Source organism: Streptomyces sp. NPDC051582 (genome assembly GCF_040681715.1).
Classification (GTDB): domain Bacteria; phylum Actinomycetota; class Actinomycetes; order Streptomycetales; family Streptomycetaceae; genus Streptomyces.
On record NZ_JBFAZJ010000042.1, the window covers coordinates 24,689 to 43,214 of the forward strand.

10 protein-coding genes and 1 tRNA gene are annotated in these 18,526 nt (G+C 69.3%); 3 read left to right on the forward strand and 8 right to left on the reverse strand.

The genetic code is table 11. From position 1 onward, the window contains the following. Nucleotides 1-443 precede the first annotated feature (443 nt). A complete protein-coding gene (locus AB0M92_RS35195; protein ID WP_366106426.1) occupies nucleotides 444-2,555 on the forward strand; it encodes a phosphocholine-specific phospholipase C in 2,112 nt (703 codons plus the stop codon). Between the two features lie 85 nt (nucleotides 2,556-2,640). Here AB0M92_RS35195 and AB0M92_RS35200 read toward each other — a convergent pair. The 7 genes from AB0M92_RS35200 to AB0M92_RS35230 all read right to left on the reverse strand — a co-directional run bounded on the left by AB0M92_RS35200 (nucleotide 2,641) and on the right by AB0M92_RS35230 (nucleotide 11,917). Then, nucleotides 2,641-2,714: transfer RNA gene (locus AB0M92_RS35200), tRNA-Met, on the reverse strand. 115 nt (nucleotides 2,715-2,829) lie between these two features. After that, entirely contained in the window at nucleotides 2,830-5,991 is a 3,162-nt protein-coding gene (locus AB0M92_RS35205) for a putative Ig domain-containing protein (RefSeq protein ID WP_366106427.1), read from the reverse strand. A gap of 159 nt (nucleotides 5,992-6,150) precedes the next feature. Beyond that, nucleotides 6,151-7,080 carry a carbohydrate kinase family protein gene (locus AB0M92_RS35210; protein ID WP_366106428.1) on the reverse strand — a complete coding sequence of 310 codons (930 nt, stop codon included), beginning with the start codon at nucleotides 7,078-7,080 and terminating at the stop codon, nucleotides 6,151-6,153. After that, nucleotides 7,080-8,405, reverse strand: coding sequence for an alpha-glucosidase/alpha-galactosidase (locus AB0M92_RS35215; RefSeq protein WP_366106429.1), 1,326 nt, complete (start codon nucleotides 8,403-8,405; stop codon nucleotides 7,080-7,082). Before AB0M92_RS35215 ends, AB0M92_RS35210 begins: the two co-directional genes overlap by 1 nt. 226 nt (nucleotides 8,406-8,631) lie before the next feature. Beyond that, complete coding sequence (locus AB0M92_RS35220; protein ID WP_366106431.1) at nucleotides 8,632-9,576, reverse strand: carbohydrate ABC transporter permease; 945 nt, start codon at nucleotides 9,574-9,576, stop codon at nucleotides 8,632-8,634. A 29-nt stretch (nucleotides 9,577-9,605) separates the two neighbouring features. Then, a complete protein-coding gene (locus AB0M92_RS35225) occupies nucleotides 9,606-10,514 on the reverse strand; it encodes a sugar ABC transporter permease (RefSeq protein WP_366106432.1) in 909 nt (302 codons plus the stop codon). Nucleotides 10,515-10,603: 89 nt separating this feature from the next. After that, on the reverse strand, nucleotides 10,604-11,917 hold the full coding sequence (locus AB0M92_RS35230) for an extracellular solute-binding protein (protein WP_366106434.1): 1,314 nt from the start codon (nucleotides 11,915-11,917) through the stop codon (nucleotides 10,604-10,606). A 132-nt stretch (nucleotides 11,918-12,049) separates the two neighbouring features. Here AB0M92_RS35230 and AB0M92_RS35235 point away from each other — a divergent pair, with 132 nt between their 5' ends. Further along, nucleotides 12,050-13,222 (forward strand): LacI family DNA-binding transcriptional regulator, encoded by a 1,173-nt coding sequence (locus tag AB0M92_RS35235; protein ID WP_366106435.1) that lies wholly within the window; start codon nucleotides 12,050-12,052, stop codon nucleotides 13,220-13,222. On the opposite strand, the gene AB0M92_RS35240 is transcribed toward AB0M92_RS35235, so the two are convergent. Next, a complete protein-coding gene (locus tag AB0M92_RS35240) occupies nucleotides 13,209-16,163 on the reverse strand; it encodes a glycoside hydrolase family 2 TIM barrel-domain containing protein (protein ID WP_366106436.1) in 2,955 nt (984 codons plus the stop codon). The genes AB0M92_RS35235 and AB0M92_RS35240 overlap by 14 nt on opposite strands. 345 nt (nucleotides 16,164-16,508) lie before the next feature. On the opposite strand from AB0M92_RS35240, the gene AB0M92_RS35245 reads away from it, so the two are divergent. Continuing rightward, on the forward strand, nucleotides 16,509-18,515 hold the full coding sequence (locus tag AB0M92_RS35245) for a family 20 glycosylhydrolase (RefSeq protein WP_366106437.1): 2,007 nt from the start codon (nucleotides 16,509-16,511) through the stop codon (nucleotides 18,513-18,515). The last annotated feature ends 11 nt before the right edge of the window (nucleotides 18,516-18,526 follow it).

Here is an 18,526-nt window from a genome sequence, read left to right on the forward strand (position 1 = left end):
AGAGTCGTCACCGCACTTCAACCCCGCCACATGTGCGCACCCCCCGGAGGTGCTTCCCCGAGGCCTCCGGCACCCCGAACTCCCGGCCGTTCTGGTCGGGCCCGCACGGGCAGCTTCGGTCCCATGGGGTCATACATGGGATCTATTGGGGAAGCGATCGTCCGCTCCTTGATTGCTGGTGGTCCACGGGATGCGTCTCGTTCATCTTCGGGACGGAGCCTGAACCGCCGACGGGCAGACGCCGCGTCGGACGTGCCGGCTCTCGCCGCACGGGCCCACATCACCTCGTTGTCGCAGGCCAAGCCGGGTGACCAGAAGCGGTGTCAACGACCCCTCTCCTATGCGGGGTGTGCGAGCGCGCGATGGTCCCCGGAACCGCTCCGGTTCGTGCGACATCTGCAGCAGGAGGCGCTTTCCCCATGACAAACAGAATCAGACGTCGGATGTTTCTCGCGTCGGCTACCGCAGCAGCGGCGGCTGTCGTGGTCGGGCGACCGGGTCCAGCCGACACGGGCAAGCGCTTCGCGGCGCAACCGGTGGCGGCGGTGGCTCCCGACCCGCTCCTCGCGCCCGTCAAGCACGTGGTGATCCTCATGCAGGAGAACCGCAGCTTCGACCACTACTACGGCATGCTCAAGGGCGTCCGGGGCTTCAGTGATCACAGTGTCATCGACCTGCCGGGGACATCCACCGCTCCGTCGAACAAGACGGTCTTCCAGCAGCCGCGCGGCGCCGGTTCGATCTTTCCCTGGCAGCTGAGCGCCGCCCCCAACAGCTGGGAGAGCTCCGAGTGTGAGGTCGACGGCGGTGGCCACAGCTGGAGCGATCAGCACAGTGCCTGGAACGGCGGGCGGATGGACAACTGGTACTCCGCCAAGAGCGGCACCGGCATGACGATGGGGTACATGACCCGCACCGACATCCCCTTCAACTACGCCCTGGCGGACGCCTACACCATCTGCGACGCGTACCACTGCTCGTCGATGACCGGCACCGGTCCGAACCGCAACTACCTGTGGTCGGGGTCCATCGGCGCCGGCCTGGCCGGCGCGAACCAGGTGAACAAGGACGGCGGCGACTTCCGGCGCTCGGAGCAGAACTGGCAGAGTTACGCGGAGGCCCTGGAGCTGGCGGGCATCGACTGGAAGGTCTACCAGGTCTACGACCCGGACGGCGACCGGAACTATGGTGACAACGCCCTGGAGTACTTCGCGCCCTTCATGAGCGCCGACCCCTACGAGGACGGTACGGGGGACCCGGCGTTGTGGCAGCGCGGCGTGGCCGGCGTCCCCTACGGCGGGGGCGACGTGGCGGATGCCATCGTGGAGGCGCTCCGCGACGACGTGGTCAGCAACACACTGCCCAAGGTGTCCTGGATCGTCACCGACTACGCCAATTCCGAGCACCCGAGCGCCAGCCCCAGCGTCGGCGCGACGGTGGCCCAGCGTGTTCTTGAGGCACTGAACGACAACCAGGACATCTTCAACTCCACCGTGTTCATGCTCACCTACGACGAGAACGACGGCTTCTTCGACCACGTTCCGCCCGCCGTGCCCGCGAATTCGGCCGACGCCACCGAGTACGTCGGAGGGCTGCCGATCGGGCTCGGGTTCCGCGTGCCGATGATCATCGTCTCCCCCTGGACCCGCGGCGGCCGGGTGAACTCCCAGCTCTTCGACCACACCTCCGTGCTGCGCTTCCTGGAGAAGTGGACCGGTGTGCAGTGTCCCAACATCAGCCCTTGGCGTCGTGCGGTCTGCGGGGACCTCACCTCCGCCTTCGACTTCGCACACCCTGTGTTCGGCCCCCTACCGCCCCTGCCCGGCCCGGTTCCGGCCGGCCACACGCTCATGACCGAGACGGCGTGCGGCACCACGGCATCCGCCAAGCCTCCCGCTGGCGGCGGAGCACGGCCCGCGCAGGAATCCGGCAACAAGACCGCTTGCGCCCTGCCCTACCAGACCAACGCTTACCTCGACCGGTATGAGGGGACCAACGCCGCCGGCAGCCAGTCGATCTGGGTCACCATCGAGAACCTCGGCCCCCTGGCCACCGGAGCCGCCCACTTCGCCGCGCACGCAAACGCCTACCGCGGAGGCGGCCCCTGGCAGTACACCGTGAACCCGAACGGTACCGCCACCGACTACTTCAACATCGGCTCGGGCTACGGCAACGGCAAATACGATCTCACCATCACCGGCCCCAACCGATTCCAGCGCCGCTTCAAGGGCAACACCGCCACCGGGACCGGTCGCTACGCCCGGGTGAGGAGCTACTTCGCGCCGCAGCGCGACCCCATCGCCCTCTGGTTCCAGATGCGCAACGACGGTCCCGCCGCCGCGACGTTCACGATCACCTCGAACAACTACCGCACCGGCAACTGGACCTACACCGTCGGGGCGGGCCAGGCCGTGGACGACTTCTTCAACCAACTCTCCTACGGCAACGGTTGGTACGACTTCACTGTCACCGTGAGCAATGACCCCCATTGGTCCCAGCGTTTCATCGGCCACATCGAGACCGGGCAGGCCGGCCGGACCGGATCCCTCGCCTGAACGCCGCAGACGCGCATGAGAACGTCGGCAGTGGATACAGCAGAAGGGCCCGGATCCTGTTGGGGATCCGAGCCCTTCTGCACAGTAGCGGGGACAGGATTTGAACCTGCGACCTCTGGGTTATGAGCCCAGCGAGCTACCGAACTGCTCCACCCCGCGTCGATGCCTCAACCATACGGCACCGTTGGCCTGGTCCTCGCCAGGTTGTCGCGGGGGGCTCTTCCCCCGTCATGCCAGGGGAAGAGCCCCCCGCGTTACGGGTTGCTCCAGGGGGTCAGTTCACGGTGATGCTGTAGGTCCGCTGGGCGTTCTGCAGTCCGCCCGAGTTCGTGGCCGTGATGGTGAAGGTGGACTGGCCCGCCGCGGTCGGGGTGCCGATGATCCCTCCGGTGTCGTTGTTCAGCTGAAGACCGGCCGGCAGGGACCCGGCGGTCACGGCGAAGCGGACGGTGGCCGGGGTGTTCGAGATGACCCTGGCTTCGTACAGCTTGTCCAGCCCCGCCGCGGGCAGTGCCGCCGAGTCCAGCTGGGGCGTCGGGGCCGAGACGCTCTGAGCCGAACCGACCGGGTTGCCACTGGCGTTGAGCTGCTGGAGCGACCAGCTCTTGCCGGGCTGGACGACCGTCAGCCGCCAGTAGGTGGAGGTGTCGCGCAGCGCTGCCTTCTGCGCCTCGGTGAACGCCCCGAGGTTACGGGCGGTGTCCCACTGCTTGATCGCGTCGAGCAGTACGCCGGTCCGCGAACCGGCTTGCAGGTTGGCGACCCTTCCCACGAAATCGACGCCGGCGTCGAGGCCCGCCGCACGAGCGAGTTTGGCCTCGACGTTCAGGAGGCTGTCCCCTCCGTTCAGGCCCAGCCAGCCCATCATCGAGGGGAGGTAGTTCGCCTCGTAGAAGACGTCGTTCTTGAACAGCTGGTCCATCGAGGTGATGCTGATCTCGCCCCAGCTCGCCCGGGTCACCGCGTCCCAGGTGTTGGAGGTCGTCCGGCTGGTCTCGGTGACGTAGCCGTCCTTGCGGTCGGTCTGCGCGTACGTGCTGTTGACCAGCCGGGCCATGCCGAAACTGCCCCAGCCCGACTGGCTGGCCGATTCGAGGCCGTCGAAGGAATGGGCCCGGACACCCGTGGTGTTCGCGATGGTGGCGAAGCGGGTGGCGATCTCGTCGATGATGCCCAGGCCGCCGATCGCTCCGCCATAGCTGTTCTGGATGAGGCGGGAGACCGTGGTGTTGCTGGTGGCGCCCGCCGCCGTGGAGCCCCACTGTCCGCGGCTCAGGCCCGTCACCTGCCATTCCGAACCGACCTGGGTCGCCCCCGTGTACCGGATGAACTCGTTGCCGACGCGCAGGGTGTTGCCGATGATGCCGGCCGCGACCGGTGCGCCGCCGTCGAGGAACAGGCTCGTGTCGGTCGCCGAGAGCGGCCGGCTGAGCTTCGCCCGGCCCGCCAGGGCGAGCCGCGGATCGGCCGTCGTGATGTACGGGTCCCCGGGCGCGATGAAGTCCGACAGGGTGTGGACGCCGACATGGGCGCCCTTGGCTTCGGCGTTCGCGACCAGCGCCGTGGCGCCGTCGTCATCGCCACCGAAGTCCGGGGCGAACTGGTAGGAGCCGTCCGTCCGCCACGGTCCCAGGCCCTTCGGGGTCAGTGCGTAGACGGAATTGATTCCGGCCGCCTTGGCGAACCCGCTCGCCACCTCGATGTTGTCCGCGTGCAGGTCTTCCAGGACGAGGAGCGACTGGCTGCTGGCCTGGGAAGCCTTCTGCCATTGGCCGTTCTGCCTGGGGTAGGGCAGCTTCTCGCCGAGTGCGACGGAGGAGAGCACGGTGGGCGCCAGCTCGGGCGCCATGCCGAACAGCGCGATCTTGGACCCGACCACCGTGGGCTCCGCGGTCAGCGGGCCGACCGGGATGGCGTGCCCGAGACGGTTCTTGCGCAGGCGTTCCTTGGTGTAGTCGAACGTGAAGGCTCGAAGCTGCGATCCCCAGGTGGTCTTGGCCGCGGCGCTCCATTCCTCTTGTTCGTCGTCCTGGAGGTAGTAGGGGTTGGCGATGACGTCGCTCTGCCAACCGGTCTGCTTGTACTCCCTGGGCCACGCGCCTTCGGTGCGGTCCGTCAGGGGCTTGAGGCCGATGGCGAACCCGTTGTCGCGCACGATGCCCACGGACTCGCCGACGGTCTGGCCGATGGCGACGGGCAGCGGGCCCCACAGCAGCGTCTGCACGTCCGCGCCGGCGGGGGCGGTCACACGGGTGACCTCCAGCGTGGTGTAGCCGGCCTTGGTGGCCGTGCGGACATCGACCTGGTACCCCGCTTGCGCGTTGGCGAAGGTGTAGAGATCGGCGTCGCCGGGCGACCGGGTCACGGAGGTGGACTGGTACGTCTGGCCGTTGACGACCAGGCTGACCAGGGAGGTGCGCTTGCCCGGCGCGATGCGGTCGGCTCCGCTTCGCGAATCGACCAGGTCGACGACCGTGCCCGCGGAGTCCAGGCCGACCGTGAGGTATCCGGCCGGGATCTGGAGGGTGCCGGTCACCGGATCGTCCACGTTGGGGCGTAGCTCCCGCAGCGCGAAGTCGTCGCACCACGCCTCACCGGTCGCACCCTTGGCGCAGTACAGGTTGACCCCGGTCCCGGTCGGGCCGGTCGTGAACATGACCCGCGCGGGGGCGAACTGCGAGGACTGGAGCGAGTGGCTCACATCCGGCCCGCCGTACTGGGAGGCGACGAGGGCGACGCTGGAGTCCCTCGTCATCGCCCAAGCGGTGGCCACGTACGAGGTGTTCGGTTTGAGCCCGTTGATGCGCTGCGATACGGCGCCCGCAACGCCCGACGAGCCGACCTTGGCGGAACGGGTTCCCGTGTGGGCGGTCGCGTCGGTCACCGAGGACCCGTAGCTGTGGGTCCAGGCCCCGAGCGAGCCGGACTCGAAGCCCGCGTCCGCCACGGCGATCTTGTTGACCCGGTGCACGTTCATCTCGTCGCAGAGGCCGTAGCCGGGCGTCGCGTCCTTGTAGCAGTAGACGGCGGCCCGGTCGTTTCCGGCCGCGACCGTGAAGTCCACGGTCAGGGGCGCCCAAGAGGTGGACGCGGACTGTGCCGAGACGTCGTTTCCGCCGGGCTGGGAGGCCGTGAGCTTGAGGGCCGATGCCGCGTCGGTGGTACGCCCCGTCACCCATGCCACGTAGTCGCCGCCCGGCACCAGACCGGTGTGGACCTGGGACACCGCTCCGGCGGCTCCGTCATTTCCTACACGGGCCGCGTACGCCCCTTGGAATGCGGCCGTTGACATGCCCGACCCGTAGCTGTTCTCGTAGGAGGCCAGCGCCCCCGACTCGAACCCGCCGTCGCTCGTCAGATTGGTGGTGGCCGGCGGACTCGCCACCGCTCGCGGTACCGGGGACACAAGGCTCACGGCGAGGCCGATGACAGCCATCGCCGGGACAATCGTTCTTCTTCGCATGGAAGCTCCCTTGTCGGCATGAGATGTGTGGCGCCGTCCTGCGGCGCCTGCGTCGATCGGCCGGGGACGGCCGATCGACCGGTAAGCCCGGGCTCCTCGTGGAGACGCCGCCCCCCGGCGAGCGCCCTGCTATCACCTCCCCTCCTCATGGCCTTGCCGCGCGAAAGCCAAGGCCTGCTCCCACGCCGGCTGGGCAGCGGTGCCGCCTGCGGCCCCCGTGGAGAGGGCGCCGCAGGCGCAGCCGAGTGCGAGGGCCCGGGTCAGGTCGCCGCCGTCCAGCAGGCCGGCCAGGAACCCCGCGTCGAAGCTGTCTCCGGCACCCACCGTGTCGACGGGGTCGACGGGATGGCTGCGGGCGGTGACGACGCCGCCCTCGGTCAGAGCCACCGCACCGTCCCGACCGCGTTTCACGACCGGCGTGGTCCCCGACCCGGCCAGCGCAGCCATCGCCTGCGCCACGCTGCCCGTGCGGGACAGAGCCAGGGCTTCGGACTCGTTGGGCAAGGCGTAGTCGCACGCCCCGAGCAGCCCCGGGGCCAGGTTCCAGCGGCCTGACGGGTCGTGGTTCGTGTCGAGGGAAGTGGTGGCGCCGAGGTCGCGGGCGTCGCGGAACAGTCCGGTCAGTCGCCCGGCCAGACGCGGCTGGAGAAAGTACGAGGCCGCGTGGACGTGGCGCGCCCGCGGCAGCTCGCGCGGATCGAAGGAGGCGAGAGCGCCGGTGGCGGTGAGGATGGCTCGGTCACCGTCCGGGCCGCCCAGGCACACGGTGAGGGCGGTGGGTTCCTCGTCGTGGCGGGTGACGCGGCTGACGTCGACTCCGGCGGAGGCCAGCGTGTCCAGAACGAAGGAGCCGGCGGAGTCCCGGCCGACGACCGAGACCAAGGCCGTGGCCAGGCCGAGCCTGGCCGCTCCGTGGGCGACGATCGCCGCTGATCCGCCCAGCGCCAGGGTGCCGGCCCGGACCAGGGTCTCCGTCTGGCCGTAGGCCGGGACGGCGGGCGCGCCGGCGATGAGTACGTCCGGATTGGCATCCCCGACGACCACGAGGTCGAAGGTGCCCATCATCGGCCCCGCACGGCCGGCAGGGTACGACGCAGCGGCTCGGGCAGGGCCTCGCCGTGTGCGACGACCATGTCGTCGCACAGCTGCCAGATCTCGTCCACTGTCAGTGTCGCCGCGGTGGCGGGATCGGCCATGGCCGCGTGCCGGATGTGGCGGGGATCGCCTTGCGTGGCGGCGGCGACGACGAGTTCGACGACGTTGAGGAAGTGCCGGTTCGGTGCCGCGAGCTGCACGGGCAGTGCACCGACGTGGTGTGGGTGGATGCCGAGGCGGTCGAGGGTGGCGGGGACTTCCACGGCGGCGCCGTCGGGCAAGTTGGTGATCAGGCCCGTGTTGGCGGTGGTGATCTGGATGGTGCGCCGGGTGCCGGTGGTCAGGCTGTGGATGATCTGGGGCGCGTACTCGACGGCCGTGCTCTCCCAGTCGCCGGCCGGGTCGCCACCGGCGGTGATCGTGTCGCGCAGGGCGGTGTAGGTGGCCAGGTTCTGCGAGCTGATCCGTATGTACTCGTCGACGGGGAGCCGCAGCCGGGCGATCTCGCGGTCGTCGTGGAGATACCACGGCACGTACTCGCTGCCGTGCTCGCTGCTCTCGGTGGGGAAGTAGCCCAGGCGCCGGTACATGTCGATCCGGAGCCGTCGGGCCAACTCGGGATCGGCCGCGATGGCGACGTCGAGCATCGGGTACAGGTCGCGCCCCTGGTGCTGCCAGCGCAGGATCCACGCCTGGTGGTTGACGCCCGCGGACAGGACGTCGACCTCGTCCTGGGGAACTCCGACGATTTCGCACAGCCTCTTCACCGTGTAGTACACGGAGTGGCACAGGCCTGCGACCTTGAGGCGTGGCGCGACGGCGGCCAGGTACTGGATGTTCATGGCCATCGGGTTGGTGTAGTTCAGCAGCCATGCGTCCGGGCACACCTGGAGCATGTCGGCCGCGATGGCGTCGAGTACCGGGAAGGTGCGCAGAGCTCGGAAGATGCCGCCGGGTCCGAGGGTGTCCCCGATGGTCTGGCGCAGTCCGGCAGCGGCGGGGACCTCGAAGTCGGTGATCGTCGCCTGATGTCCGCCGACGGCGATCATGTTCACCACGAAGTCCGCGCCGGCGAGTGCGGTGCGGCGGTCGGTGGTGGCCGTGATGGTCGGCTTGGCGCCGAGGGTCCGGGCGGTGTGCGCGGCCAGGGCGGCGGCGACTTCGAGCCGCTCCGGGTCGATGTCGTGCAGGGCGATGTCGACGCCCGACAGCTCGGGGTAGGAAAGGATGTCGTTCAAGAGCTGCCGGGTGAAGACCACCGAGCCGGCGCCGACGAAGGCGATGCGGGTCATGGAATGCTCGATTCGTTGTCCGTGAATGGCGGGAAGGGCGAGAGGCTCCGGGCTCCGGTGTCCGGGCGCGACCCATCGACCGGGCGGCCGCGCCGGGTCGGGTCGGGCGGCCGAGCGGTTGAGCGTGCGGTCGGGCGGAGCCGGCCTCTCGGCGGGCGCGGGGGCGGGGCCCTTTCCAGGTGGTGGCCGTCGTCGCGGTCCCGGACCACCGGCCGCGCCCGGGGCGTCAGCCCTTGGAGGCTCCGGTGGTGAGCCCCTTGACGAAGTGCCGCTGGAAGGCGAGGAACAGGATGAGGATGGGCAGCGAGGCGAGGAGCATGAACGCGAACAGCTGCCCGTAGTCGGCTGAGTGCATTCCCACCGCGCGGTAGACGCCGACGGTGACGGTGGTGCCGGATTCCGGGCCGAGGATGATCAGCGGGGCCAGGAAGTCGCCCCAGATCCAGACGCCCAGGAATATCAGCACGCTGGCGGTGGCCGGTCGCAGCAGGGGGAAGACGACGCGCCAGAAGACGTACGTGCGGCCGGCGCCGTCGAGCGCTGCGGCCTCCTCCAACTCGATCGGAACGGTCCGTACGAAGCCGGCGAACAGGAATACGCCGAACGGTACGTAGTACCCGATGTTGCACAGGACCAGCCCGGGCAGCGTGTTCATCAGGCCGATGCTGTCCAGGACCTGGACCAGCGGGTTGAGGATCACCACTCCCGGCACCATCAGCCCGGCCAGCAGGAAGAACAGGAGCATCTTGGCGGCGACGTGGCGCGAGCGTGCTATCGCGTAGCCCAGCATGGCGGATATGACGGTGGCGGCGACCATGGAGACCACGGTGATCTGCACGCTGTTGAGCAACCCGGTCCAGAACAGGTGGTCCGGGCCGCCGAGCACTTGGCGCAGGTTCGCCGTCGTGGGGCGCACCGGCAGCGTCCACGGCGTGGCGCTGATCTGCTCGCCGGGTTTGAACACGTTGGCGACGACCAGATAAAGGGGAACGGAATAGAGCGTCGCGCACAGCAGCGACAGCACCGGGCGCAGCCACGGGATCCGGTCGTCGGACCAGCGCCGCAGCGAGCGGCGGTCCGGACGGGCTTCCCGGGTCCGGACGTACGAGGTCTCCGTACCGGGCGTACGCGGCGTGCGGGGGGCCGGGGCGGGCTCGGCGTCGATGTCCATGGCAGTGTCCTGAGGTGAAGTGTGGGTGCTCACAGGTGCCGCTCCCGCCGTTGCAGCAGCCGCAGGGTCACCATCGACACCACGGCGGTCAGCACGAGCATGACCACGGCGTAGGTCGAGGCGTAGCCGACGCGATTGCCGGTGAAGCCGATCGTGACGATGTTGTAGGCCAGGGTGGTGGTCGCGTCCGTGCCCGGGCCGCCGTTGGTGATCACCTGCACCTGGTCGTAGGTCTTGAACGCATTGATCAGCAGCATGACCGTGTTGATGGTCGTGGCCGGCGCGAGCAGCGGCCACGTGACGGTCCGGAATCGCTGCCAGGCGGAGGCGCCGTCGATGGCGGAAGCCTCGTTCAGCTCGGTCGGAATGGTCTGCAGGCCGGCCAGGTAGACGACGATGCAAAAGCCCAGGCTCTGCCAGATGGCTACGGTGGCCACGCTGTACAGCGCGAGGTGGCGGTCGGTGAGCCATCCCGGCGGGTCGTTCACGCCCACCTGGACGAGCACGGTGTCCAGGATCCCGCCGTCGGCCAGGATCGACTGCCAGATGACGCTGACCACGACACCGGACAGGATGACCGGCACGAAGAAGACGCTGCGCAGGGCCCGGTAGAAGCGATGCGTGCGGTCGATCAGCATCGCCAGTCCCAGTCCCAGCACGTTGGGGATGACGATCGTCAGTACGGCCAGGATCATGGTGTTGGCCAGTGCGTGCTGGAACGCCGGGTCGGCGAACAGATCGCGGTAGTTCGCCAGCCCGATCCACCGGGTCGGAGGGTTGAACACGTTCTTGTTGGTGAAGCTCTGCCATAGCGCCATGACCGTGGGGATCGTGACGAAGGCCAGGTAGACAAGGATCCCGGGACCCGCGAAGCCGAGCCAGTACGTTCCTGTGCGCAGCCGTTTGCCCTTGGGTGCCATGGCGAGTGCTCTGGGCACTGTTCTCCTCCAGATCAACGGACGGTGGTCCGGGGTGGTGCGGCGCCTCCCCGGCGGGCGCCGCACCGGTTCGAGGTGCGGACCGGCTGTCAGCCGCCGTTGGTGTTCTTCTTGTAGGAGTTCTGCAGGTTCTGGGCGAACTGCTCCGGGCTGCTGCTCCCGTTGATCAGATCGACGAGGGACTTCGTCATGTCGTCGGTGACACCGGAAGGCAGGGCGTCGTTGGTTGCGAACGCCTTGACCGTCTGCTTGTTGGCGAGAGCGTCCTGGTAGAGCTTGTAGCTCGCGAGGTAGTTGGGGCCGGCGTCAGCCGGCGGGGTGTAGCCCTTGATCGCCATGAACACCCCGTCGGCGTTCACCGCGGCGTCCAGGTTGGCCGTGTCGGTGGAGAAGGCCAGCGCCCACTTCTGCGCGAGTGCGACGTCTGCGGCCTTGGCGCTGACCGCCACTCCACCGCCGGTGTCGACCGGCAGTACGGTCTGCCCGCTGTCCGTCGGCCACGGGAACACGCCGACTCCGAACGACGGCGGCTTGGTGTCCGCCGAAGCCGGGAACCAGCTGCCCATCGGGTACATCGCGGCCTTGTTGTCGCGGAAGGCCTGCTCGGTGTTGTCGTAGCTGCGGCTGAGGCCCGCCTTGTCCAGGTATCCGCTCGACGCGAGCGTCGCGACCTTGCGGACGGCGGCGACGAACTTCGGATCGGTGAAGGACGCCTTGCCGGAGGCCAGGTCCGCCACGAAGGTCGGATCCGACGGGTAGAGGTCGGTGCTGACCGTCGCGACCAGCGGGTACTGATCGGCCCAGGTGTCCGTGCCGCCACCACCGATCTCGATCGGGGTGATGCCGGCGGCCTTGAGCTTGGCGCACGTGGCGAGGAAGTCCGCCCACGTGTTCGGCGGACTCGCGATGCCGGCCTTGGCGAAGTCGTCCTTGTTGTAATAGACGAGCGGCACGGCCTGGGTGGCCCACGGCAACTGGTAGCTCTTGCCGTTGATCGCGCCGGCCGTGGGGTCCACGAAGGTGCTCAGCTGGTCGGCCGAGTACGGTGCCAGCGCGCCGGCCTTGACGAAGTCGGTCGGCGCGATGCCGATCATCAGGTCGGGCAGCTGGCCCGAGGCCAGTAGCTGCTTGGCGTACCCGGTGTAGTCGGTGTTCGGCGAGACCAGCTTCTTGATCTTGACGCCCGGGACCCTCGCACTGGTCCGCGCTATCGCGGCGTCCCAGTACTCGGTGGTCAGGTTCGGAGTCTCGAACGTCAGGAACGTCAGCGTGACGTCGCCGTTCGCCGACGTGTCGCCGCTCTTCGCCGTCGAACCGCCACCGGCCGCACAGCCCGTGGTCAGGGTGAGGACGGCGGCGGCCCACGCGGAGAGGGACAAAAGCCGACGGGAGCGTCTGGACATGGTGGTGCTCCTCTGCATGGCCGCCGACGAAGGCCGGCGGCGATAGGCACGAACCCCTCAAGCACTCTGTGAATGCGTATTCAAGGTGGCGCAGACGCTAACCATGCGGAACGCCTCCGTCAAGACCTGCTGTTGCACCAGTTCATGGCGTTGGTTGACAAGGTTCACACTCGTCGGCAGCATGGGGCGCATCAAGCAATGCATGCGCATTCAGGCCGTGTCCAGGCTATGAGCCATCCGGAGAGGAATGCGATGGTCACCAGTGAAGACGTGGCGCGGTTGGCGGGTGTCTCCCAGGCCACCGTGTCGCGCACGTTCTCGGGCTCGGCACGGGTGAGTGACGCCGCCCGCGCCAAGGTCGAGGCCGCCGCGGCGACGTTGGGGTACGAGCCCGACGCCGCGGCCCAGAGCCTCGTCAGGTCGACGTCCAAGACGATCGCCCTCAGTGGCGCCTTCGGCCACGACCAGGCGTTGCTGTCCCTCCTGACGCGACCCGATCTGTACTTCTACATCGGTGTACTGCGGGCCCTGCAGACCCGCGCCACGGATGTCGGCTACGACCTGCTGATGCCGTCCCGGCCCGAACGGCCCGACAGCAGCAGCTACGTCCGCCGCCTCCGCTCGCGCAAGGTCGCCGGGGTGATCACACTCGGGGCCCCGGAGGAGGCGCAGAGGCAGGCGCTGCTGGAATCCGCCATCCCGACCGTGTTCATCGACGCCGTCGGATCGGGGCCGAAAGCGACCTACGTCAGTTCCGACAACGTCGACGGGGCCCGGCAAGCAGTACGGCACCTCCTTGAGCTGGGGCATCGGAGAATCGCCCGGATCGCGGTACCCGAAGCCGTCCTGCCCGGGCGCGACCGTATCGCCGGTGCGCGGGCGGCGTTGGCCGAGAGGGGTGTGACGGAGGATCCCAGACTGGTGATCGCCTCCGACTGGACACCCGAAGGCGCCTACGACGCGACCGTCACCCTGCTGAACAGCGGCGTGCAGTTCACCGCGGTGGTCGCGGAGAGCGACATCGAGGCGTTCGCCGTGATCCGTGCTCTCACCGACCAGGGGCTGCGGGTGCCGGAGGACGTGTCGGTGATCGGCTTCGACGACCTCGACCTGTGCACCCTGATGCGGCCCGCTCTGACCACCGTCCACCAGGACGTCGATCAGATCGGGGCGAAAGCTGTGGAAACGCTCCTGCAGATCATCGAACAGGACAGCGCCCCCGGGCCCGTCGAGATTCCGGCCCACGTGGTGGTGCGTGACTCCACGGCGCCGCCACCATCGATGTCCGGGCTCAGGCCACGGTGACGGCGAAGACGTGCAGGCATCCCGTCGGCGGCGTCCCGCTGTCGGGCAGGCGTAATGCGTGGACGCGGCGCGCCGCGTCCACCGGGACGTCGGCACGCCAGAGAGTCACCGCGCCGTCGATCCTGCCGGCCGGACCGTGGTGGTACGGCGTCACGGCGACGGCCGCCTCCCGGTCGGCGGACGCGGTGGTGTACCAGTCCCCGACGCGAAGGGTGTACGAGGAAGTCGTCCCGTCCGCGTAGTGGACGGTGCCCGGCCCGCCCTGCGCGCCGTAGGTGGCCGCCGCCAAGATGCTGATCACGCTGCCCGTACGGTCGAGGCGGATCAACTGGCCGGTGGCGGCGACGTTGTCCGGCTGCCCCGCCCGGGTGGCCGGCCAGGCGAATGCGGTACCGCGGTGGGTGAGGGTCCGGCCCGGGAGGATGCCGAGGGACGCCAGGGCCTCCGCGGAGTAGCTGCGTTTGCTCGTGGTGAAGGTCGAGGCGTCCGGCGCGGAGGCGTCGGTGATGCCCACGTTGTTGAAGGCCGCAGCCAGTGAGGGGGAGGGTTCGGCCGGCCGCAACGGCCTCGGCTGGGCCTCGGTGTCGCTGTCGATCACGAACCGGACCAGGCCCGCCGCCCCGTCCGGCGGCGCCTCGCCGCGCAGTCGGACCGTGACGGTGGTGCTGGCGCCGGGCGCGATGGCCAGCCGGGAGGAGGCGGGCGCCACGGTACATCCGGCCGGTGGTGTGATCAGCAGCGTCCCCTGCACGCCGTGCCCGTGTGTGTCCCGGACGGTGACGGTGAAGGGCACCTCCGCGCCTGAGGGCAGGAGCAGGGGCGGCAGGCAGTCGATCCGGGCGGGTGAGAAGATCACCCGCCAGCCGAGCTTGGGCTCTCGCCAGTAGGTGAGCAAACCCTTGTTGTGGTACCCGGGCACCGGTCGGGGATTGCCGCCGCCGCCCGTCGGGTTGAGGGCGAACTCGCTGGAAGTCCAGTACATCCGGCCTATGACGCCCTTGCGACCGGTCAGCAGGCGGTCGTACTCGTCGATCAGCAAGCCCTGGTAGTGCTCCGTGCCCATGCCCAGGCCGGAATTGCCGGCGACGGCCTCGGCGCCGTACTCGCTGAGCAGGACGGGTTTGGTGCCCGCTCTGCTCTGGATCGCGGGGAGGCCGTAGTCGCCGCCGGACGGGTCGGTCAGGGTGCCGAAGGTGCCGTAGTACCAGCCGTCGTACACGTTGACGCAGACCAGGTCGTCATGGGCGAAGGCGGCATCCCCCGCGCCCCAGCCGGTCACATGGGTGTACAGCCGGGTGGGGTCCAGGGCGCGGCCGAAGCCGGTGAGCTGGCGGACGTAGTCGGCGCCGGAAGCGACGTGGGTGCCGTTCTCGTTGCCGACCGACCACGCGATGATCGACGGATGGGAACGGTCTCGCTCGATCGTCTTCGTCAGCCGCTCCTTGGCGAACGCGACGACGGCGGGACTGGTCAGCTGGGCCGCGCTGCGCTGGGTGACGTTGATTTCCTCGATGACCAGCAGTCCCAGCTCGTCCGCGGCGTCCAGCTCGCCGGGGGTGGCGGGGTAGTGGCCGGGCCGGTAGAGCCTGAAGCCCTTGGCGCGCAGCCGGGCCAGCTCTCTGCGGGCCAGAGCGTCCGGCTGGGTGCGACCGAGCCCGGGATGGTCCGCGTGCCGGTTGAATCCCTGCAGGTCCGTCACCGGCTCGCCGTTGAGCATGAGTTGATCGCCCTGGACGCGCACGTCCCTGAAGCCCGTCCGGGTGGTGAGTGGTCGGCCCGAGCGCGGTGAGAGCCGGACGGTGTACAGCGCGGGTCGTTCGGGGGACCAGAGTTTCGGTGCGGGGACGGTCACCGTCACGGGGGCGGACGCGACCCGGCCCTGGCCGTGGGGGAGGACCAGGACGACCGGAGCGGGGGGCAGGTCGACTCCGTCCGGTCCCGTGAGCTGGACCGTCGCGGCGACCTGCCGACTGGACCCGGTGGTGTTCACTCCGGCGCCCCGCAGGGTCAGCTCCCCGCCGGCGGTGCCGGTCGCGGTGATGTCGGTCAGGGCCAGTGGACCGGTGCGGTCGAGGTGCACTTCGCCGATCATGCCGCCGTAGTTCCAGTACAGCGCCGGATTGAGCGGGAACAGTTCGCTCGCCCGGTGGTCCACGACGACGGCCACCGTGTTGGGGCCGGCCTTGACGAGATCGGTGACGTCGAACGTCTCCGGCAGGTAGCCGCCGGTCGCCGAACCGGCCGCCGTGCCGTTGATGAACAGCCGCAGTGTGAAGTAGCAGGATGCGAAGGTCAGCAAGGTGCGCTCGCCGGCTGCCGCCGCGGGCAGATCGACGGTGCGGCGGTAGAGGGCGACCAGGCCTGCCGCATCGTTCCAGCGCTGACGGACCGCGCCGAGCGAGCCCGGGACGACGGCGAGTGTCAGTGCGCCGTCGTCGAACGCCGGCCGGCACGCCGGGGGCGAGCCGCCGGCCAGCGCCCCGGTCGGCAGCTCGGCCTGCGCGGCCACGCGCCAGCCGCCGTTGAGGAAGGTCCTCCCGGGGGGCGCGGGCGCCGGGGCGGTGACCGTGACGGCCCATTCGGCGCTGAGCGTGCCACCGGGGACGTCTGCCTCCGCTCGCAGCGACTGCGCGCCGGGAGGGAACCAGGCGGCATCGGTGGCGGTGCGCCAGATCGGAGCGGTGGCGGTACCCCGGGCATAGAGGTCGGTGAGCTCCGCGAAGGCGATCCCGCCGAGGCTGAAGCGGACGGCGGTGGTCCCCGGTGGTGCGGACACCTCGACGTCGGTCAGTCCGGTCAACTCACGGGCGGTGGGCCGCAGGAAGGTGAGCGGCGCGACTGCGGGGGCGGCGGTGCCCGGCCGGAACGGCGCTGCGGCCAGTGCCGCAGCGCCGAGCACGGCTCGGCGAGACGGCTTCGGCAGCGGGAGGGAAGGCGACACGGTGACGCTCCTGTTCCACGGAGGAGTGCTGCACGCAGGTGCCTGGATGGCCGGGCTTCGAGCCACATTCACTCAACTGTGCGAGAGATCTTATGGCGGCTCCCCGGCTGCTCGTCAAGGCTTCGACAGGTAATTCATCCCATGTCCCACACGCGTCTTGCCCGTAATTAGCCGCGCTGTCATGGTGAGGGCCCAGTGCATCGGTCCAATACATCCCATGACTTGGGCCAGAGGTGGAGCCGGCGGCGGTGTGCACGCAGCGCGGGAACGGCGGCTCCCGACCATTTCGCAGTCCGACCGACTCACCGGGCCGCCTCGCAGCCCGGCCACACGAAGGAGTCGCCCGTGGCATCCGTCCCCACCTGTGCGCCCGCCGGCAAGGGTCCCCGTTTTCCGCTGGTCCGCCGTCTCGCCGGTTTCGCCGGAGCGGCTCTCGTCGTCACTGGGCTCTCAGTCCCGGGCGCGGCGCCCGCGCGCGGTGAAACGGCCGCCATCGCAGCCACCGCCGCCCCTCGAACGGTTCCGGCCCTCCAGCAGTGGGCGCCCTCGCCGGGAGGCTTCGTCCTCACCTCGGCGGCCCGGATCCTGATCGACCCCGTCTACACAGCCCAACTCGGCGACGAGGGAAGACAACTGGCAGCCGATCTCCGAGAGCTGACCGCCGTGGACGCACCCGTGAAGGCCGCCGCACCCGGCCACGCGCGGACCGGTGACATCGTCCTCACTCTCGGATCCACCGACCCCCAACTCGGCGAAGAGGGCTACAGCCTCACCTCCGCCACCGTACTGACGGTCAGAGGCCGGACGGACACCGGGGTGTTTCACGGAACGCGGACCCTCCTGCAACTGCTGCACCAGAGCCCGGCCATCCCCGGGGGCACCGCCCGTGATTGGCCGGACAAGGTAGAGCGCGGCCTCATGGTGGACGTCGGCCGCAAATACTTCACCGTGGACTGGCTCCAGGAGCAAATCCGGGAGATGGCCCATCTCAAGCTCAATTACCTCCACCTGCACCTGTCCGACGATCAGGGCTTCCGGATCGAGAGCGCCGGCCACCCCGAGATCGTCTCCGCGCAGCACTACAGCAAGCGGGAGATCACCGACCTGATCGCCTATGCCTCCCGTTTCCACGTCATGGTCGTCCCGGAGATCGATGCGCCCGGCCACATGGCCCCGGTCATCGCAGCCCACCCGGAACTCCAGCTCAAGGACACCCTGGGCAGGGCGGCCGACGGCAGGATCGACCTGTCCCTGCCCGCAGCCCGCCGGATGGTGGACGACCTGGTCACCGAATACCTGCCGTTGTTCCCCGCCCCCTACTGGCACACCGGGGCGGACGAGTACGTCACCGACTACCAGCGGTACCCGCAGCTTCTGGCCTACGCCCGGGAGCAGTACGGCAGCGGCGCCAAGGCCGTCGACACCTACTACGGGTTCATCAATCACGTGGACGAACTCGTGCGCGCCGCCGGGAAGACCACCCGGATCTGGACCGACGGCATCAAGGGCGATGGCACCGTGGAGCCGGCCCCCGGCATCCTCGGCGAGAAGTGGAACTCCAGTGGCCTCTCCGCCCAGACCTTGATCGCCCGTGGTCACACCGTCACCAACGAGGCCCGCTCGTGGCTGTACTACGTCCTCGGACGGTACAAGCCGCCGACCGCAGCCCTGTACGAGAGCTGGAGGCCCGACACCTTCGACGACGGCACTACGGTCACGGAAGCCACCCGCAACCGTGGCGCCAAGCTCCACATCTGGTGCGACACCCCGTCAGCGGAGACCGAGGAGCAGGTCGCCGCAGGGGTGGCCAAGGCGCTGCGGGTACTCGCCCAGCAGACCTGGGGATCCCCGAAGCCCACCGCCACCTTCGCCGAATTCCTGCCGGTCATCGGAGCGGCCGGCCGTGCCCCCGGCAACCCTCCGCTTGCGGTCCCCGGCAACCTCGCCCAGGACCGGCCCGCCGCCGCCTCCAGCACCGAAGCCGTGATGCGGGCCGACGGAACGACGACCCTCACCGACCACTACGCGGCCGGAAACGCCACTGACGGGGATGGGCTGACGCGGTGGTCGAGTCTGCGGAGTGATCCGCAGTGGTTGCGGGTGGATCTGGGGTCCTCGCAGCGCATCGGGCGGGTGCGGTTGTCCTGGGAGGTGGCGTACGGCAAGGCGTACGAGGTGCAGACCTCCGAGGACGGCGGTACTTGGACGACGATCTACTCGACCGCTGTTGGTGACGGCGGGGTGGACGATCTGACCGGCCTCGTCGGGTCTGGCCGGTTCCTGAGGCTCAGTCTCACCCAGCGCGGAACCGTCTACGGCTACTCCCTGTACGGCGTCGAGGTCTACCGCTGAGCACGGAGCTC

What these genes read in the sequence shown, in the direction of transcription:
- AB0M92_RS35195 (WP_366106426.1), top strand. Translation starts at nt 444, where the DNA reads ATGTTTCTCGCGTCGGCTACCGCAGCAGCGGCGGCTGTCGTGGTCGGG.
- AB0M92_RS35205 (WP_366106427.1), bottom strand. Translation starts at nt 5,991, where the DNA reads ATGGCTGTCATCGGCCTCGCCGTGAGCCTTGTGTCCCCGGTACCGCGA.
- AB0M92_RS35210 (WP_366106428.1), bottom strand. Translation starts at nt 7,080, where the DNA reads ATGGGCACCTTCGACCTCGTGGTCGTCGGGGATGCCAATCCGGACGTA.
- AB0M92_RS35215 (WP_366106429.1), bottom strand. Translation starts at nt 8,405, where the DNA reads ATGACCCGCATCGCCTTCGTCGGCGCCGGCTCGGTGGTCTTCACCCGG.
- AB0M92_RS35220 (WP_366106431.1), bottom strand. Translation starts at nt 9,576, where the DNA reads ATGGACATCGACGCCGAGCCCGCCCCGGCCCCCCGCACGCCGCGTACG.
- AB0M92_RS35230 (WP_366106434.1), bottom strand. Translation starts at nt 11,917, where the DNA reads ATGTCCAGACGCTCCCGTCGGCTTTTGTCCCTCTCCGCGTGGGCCGCC.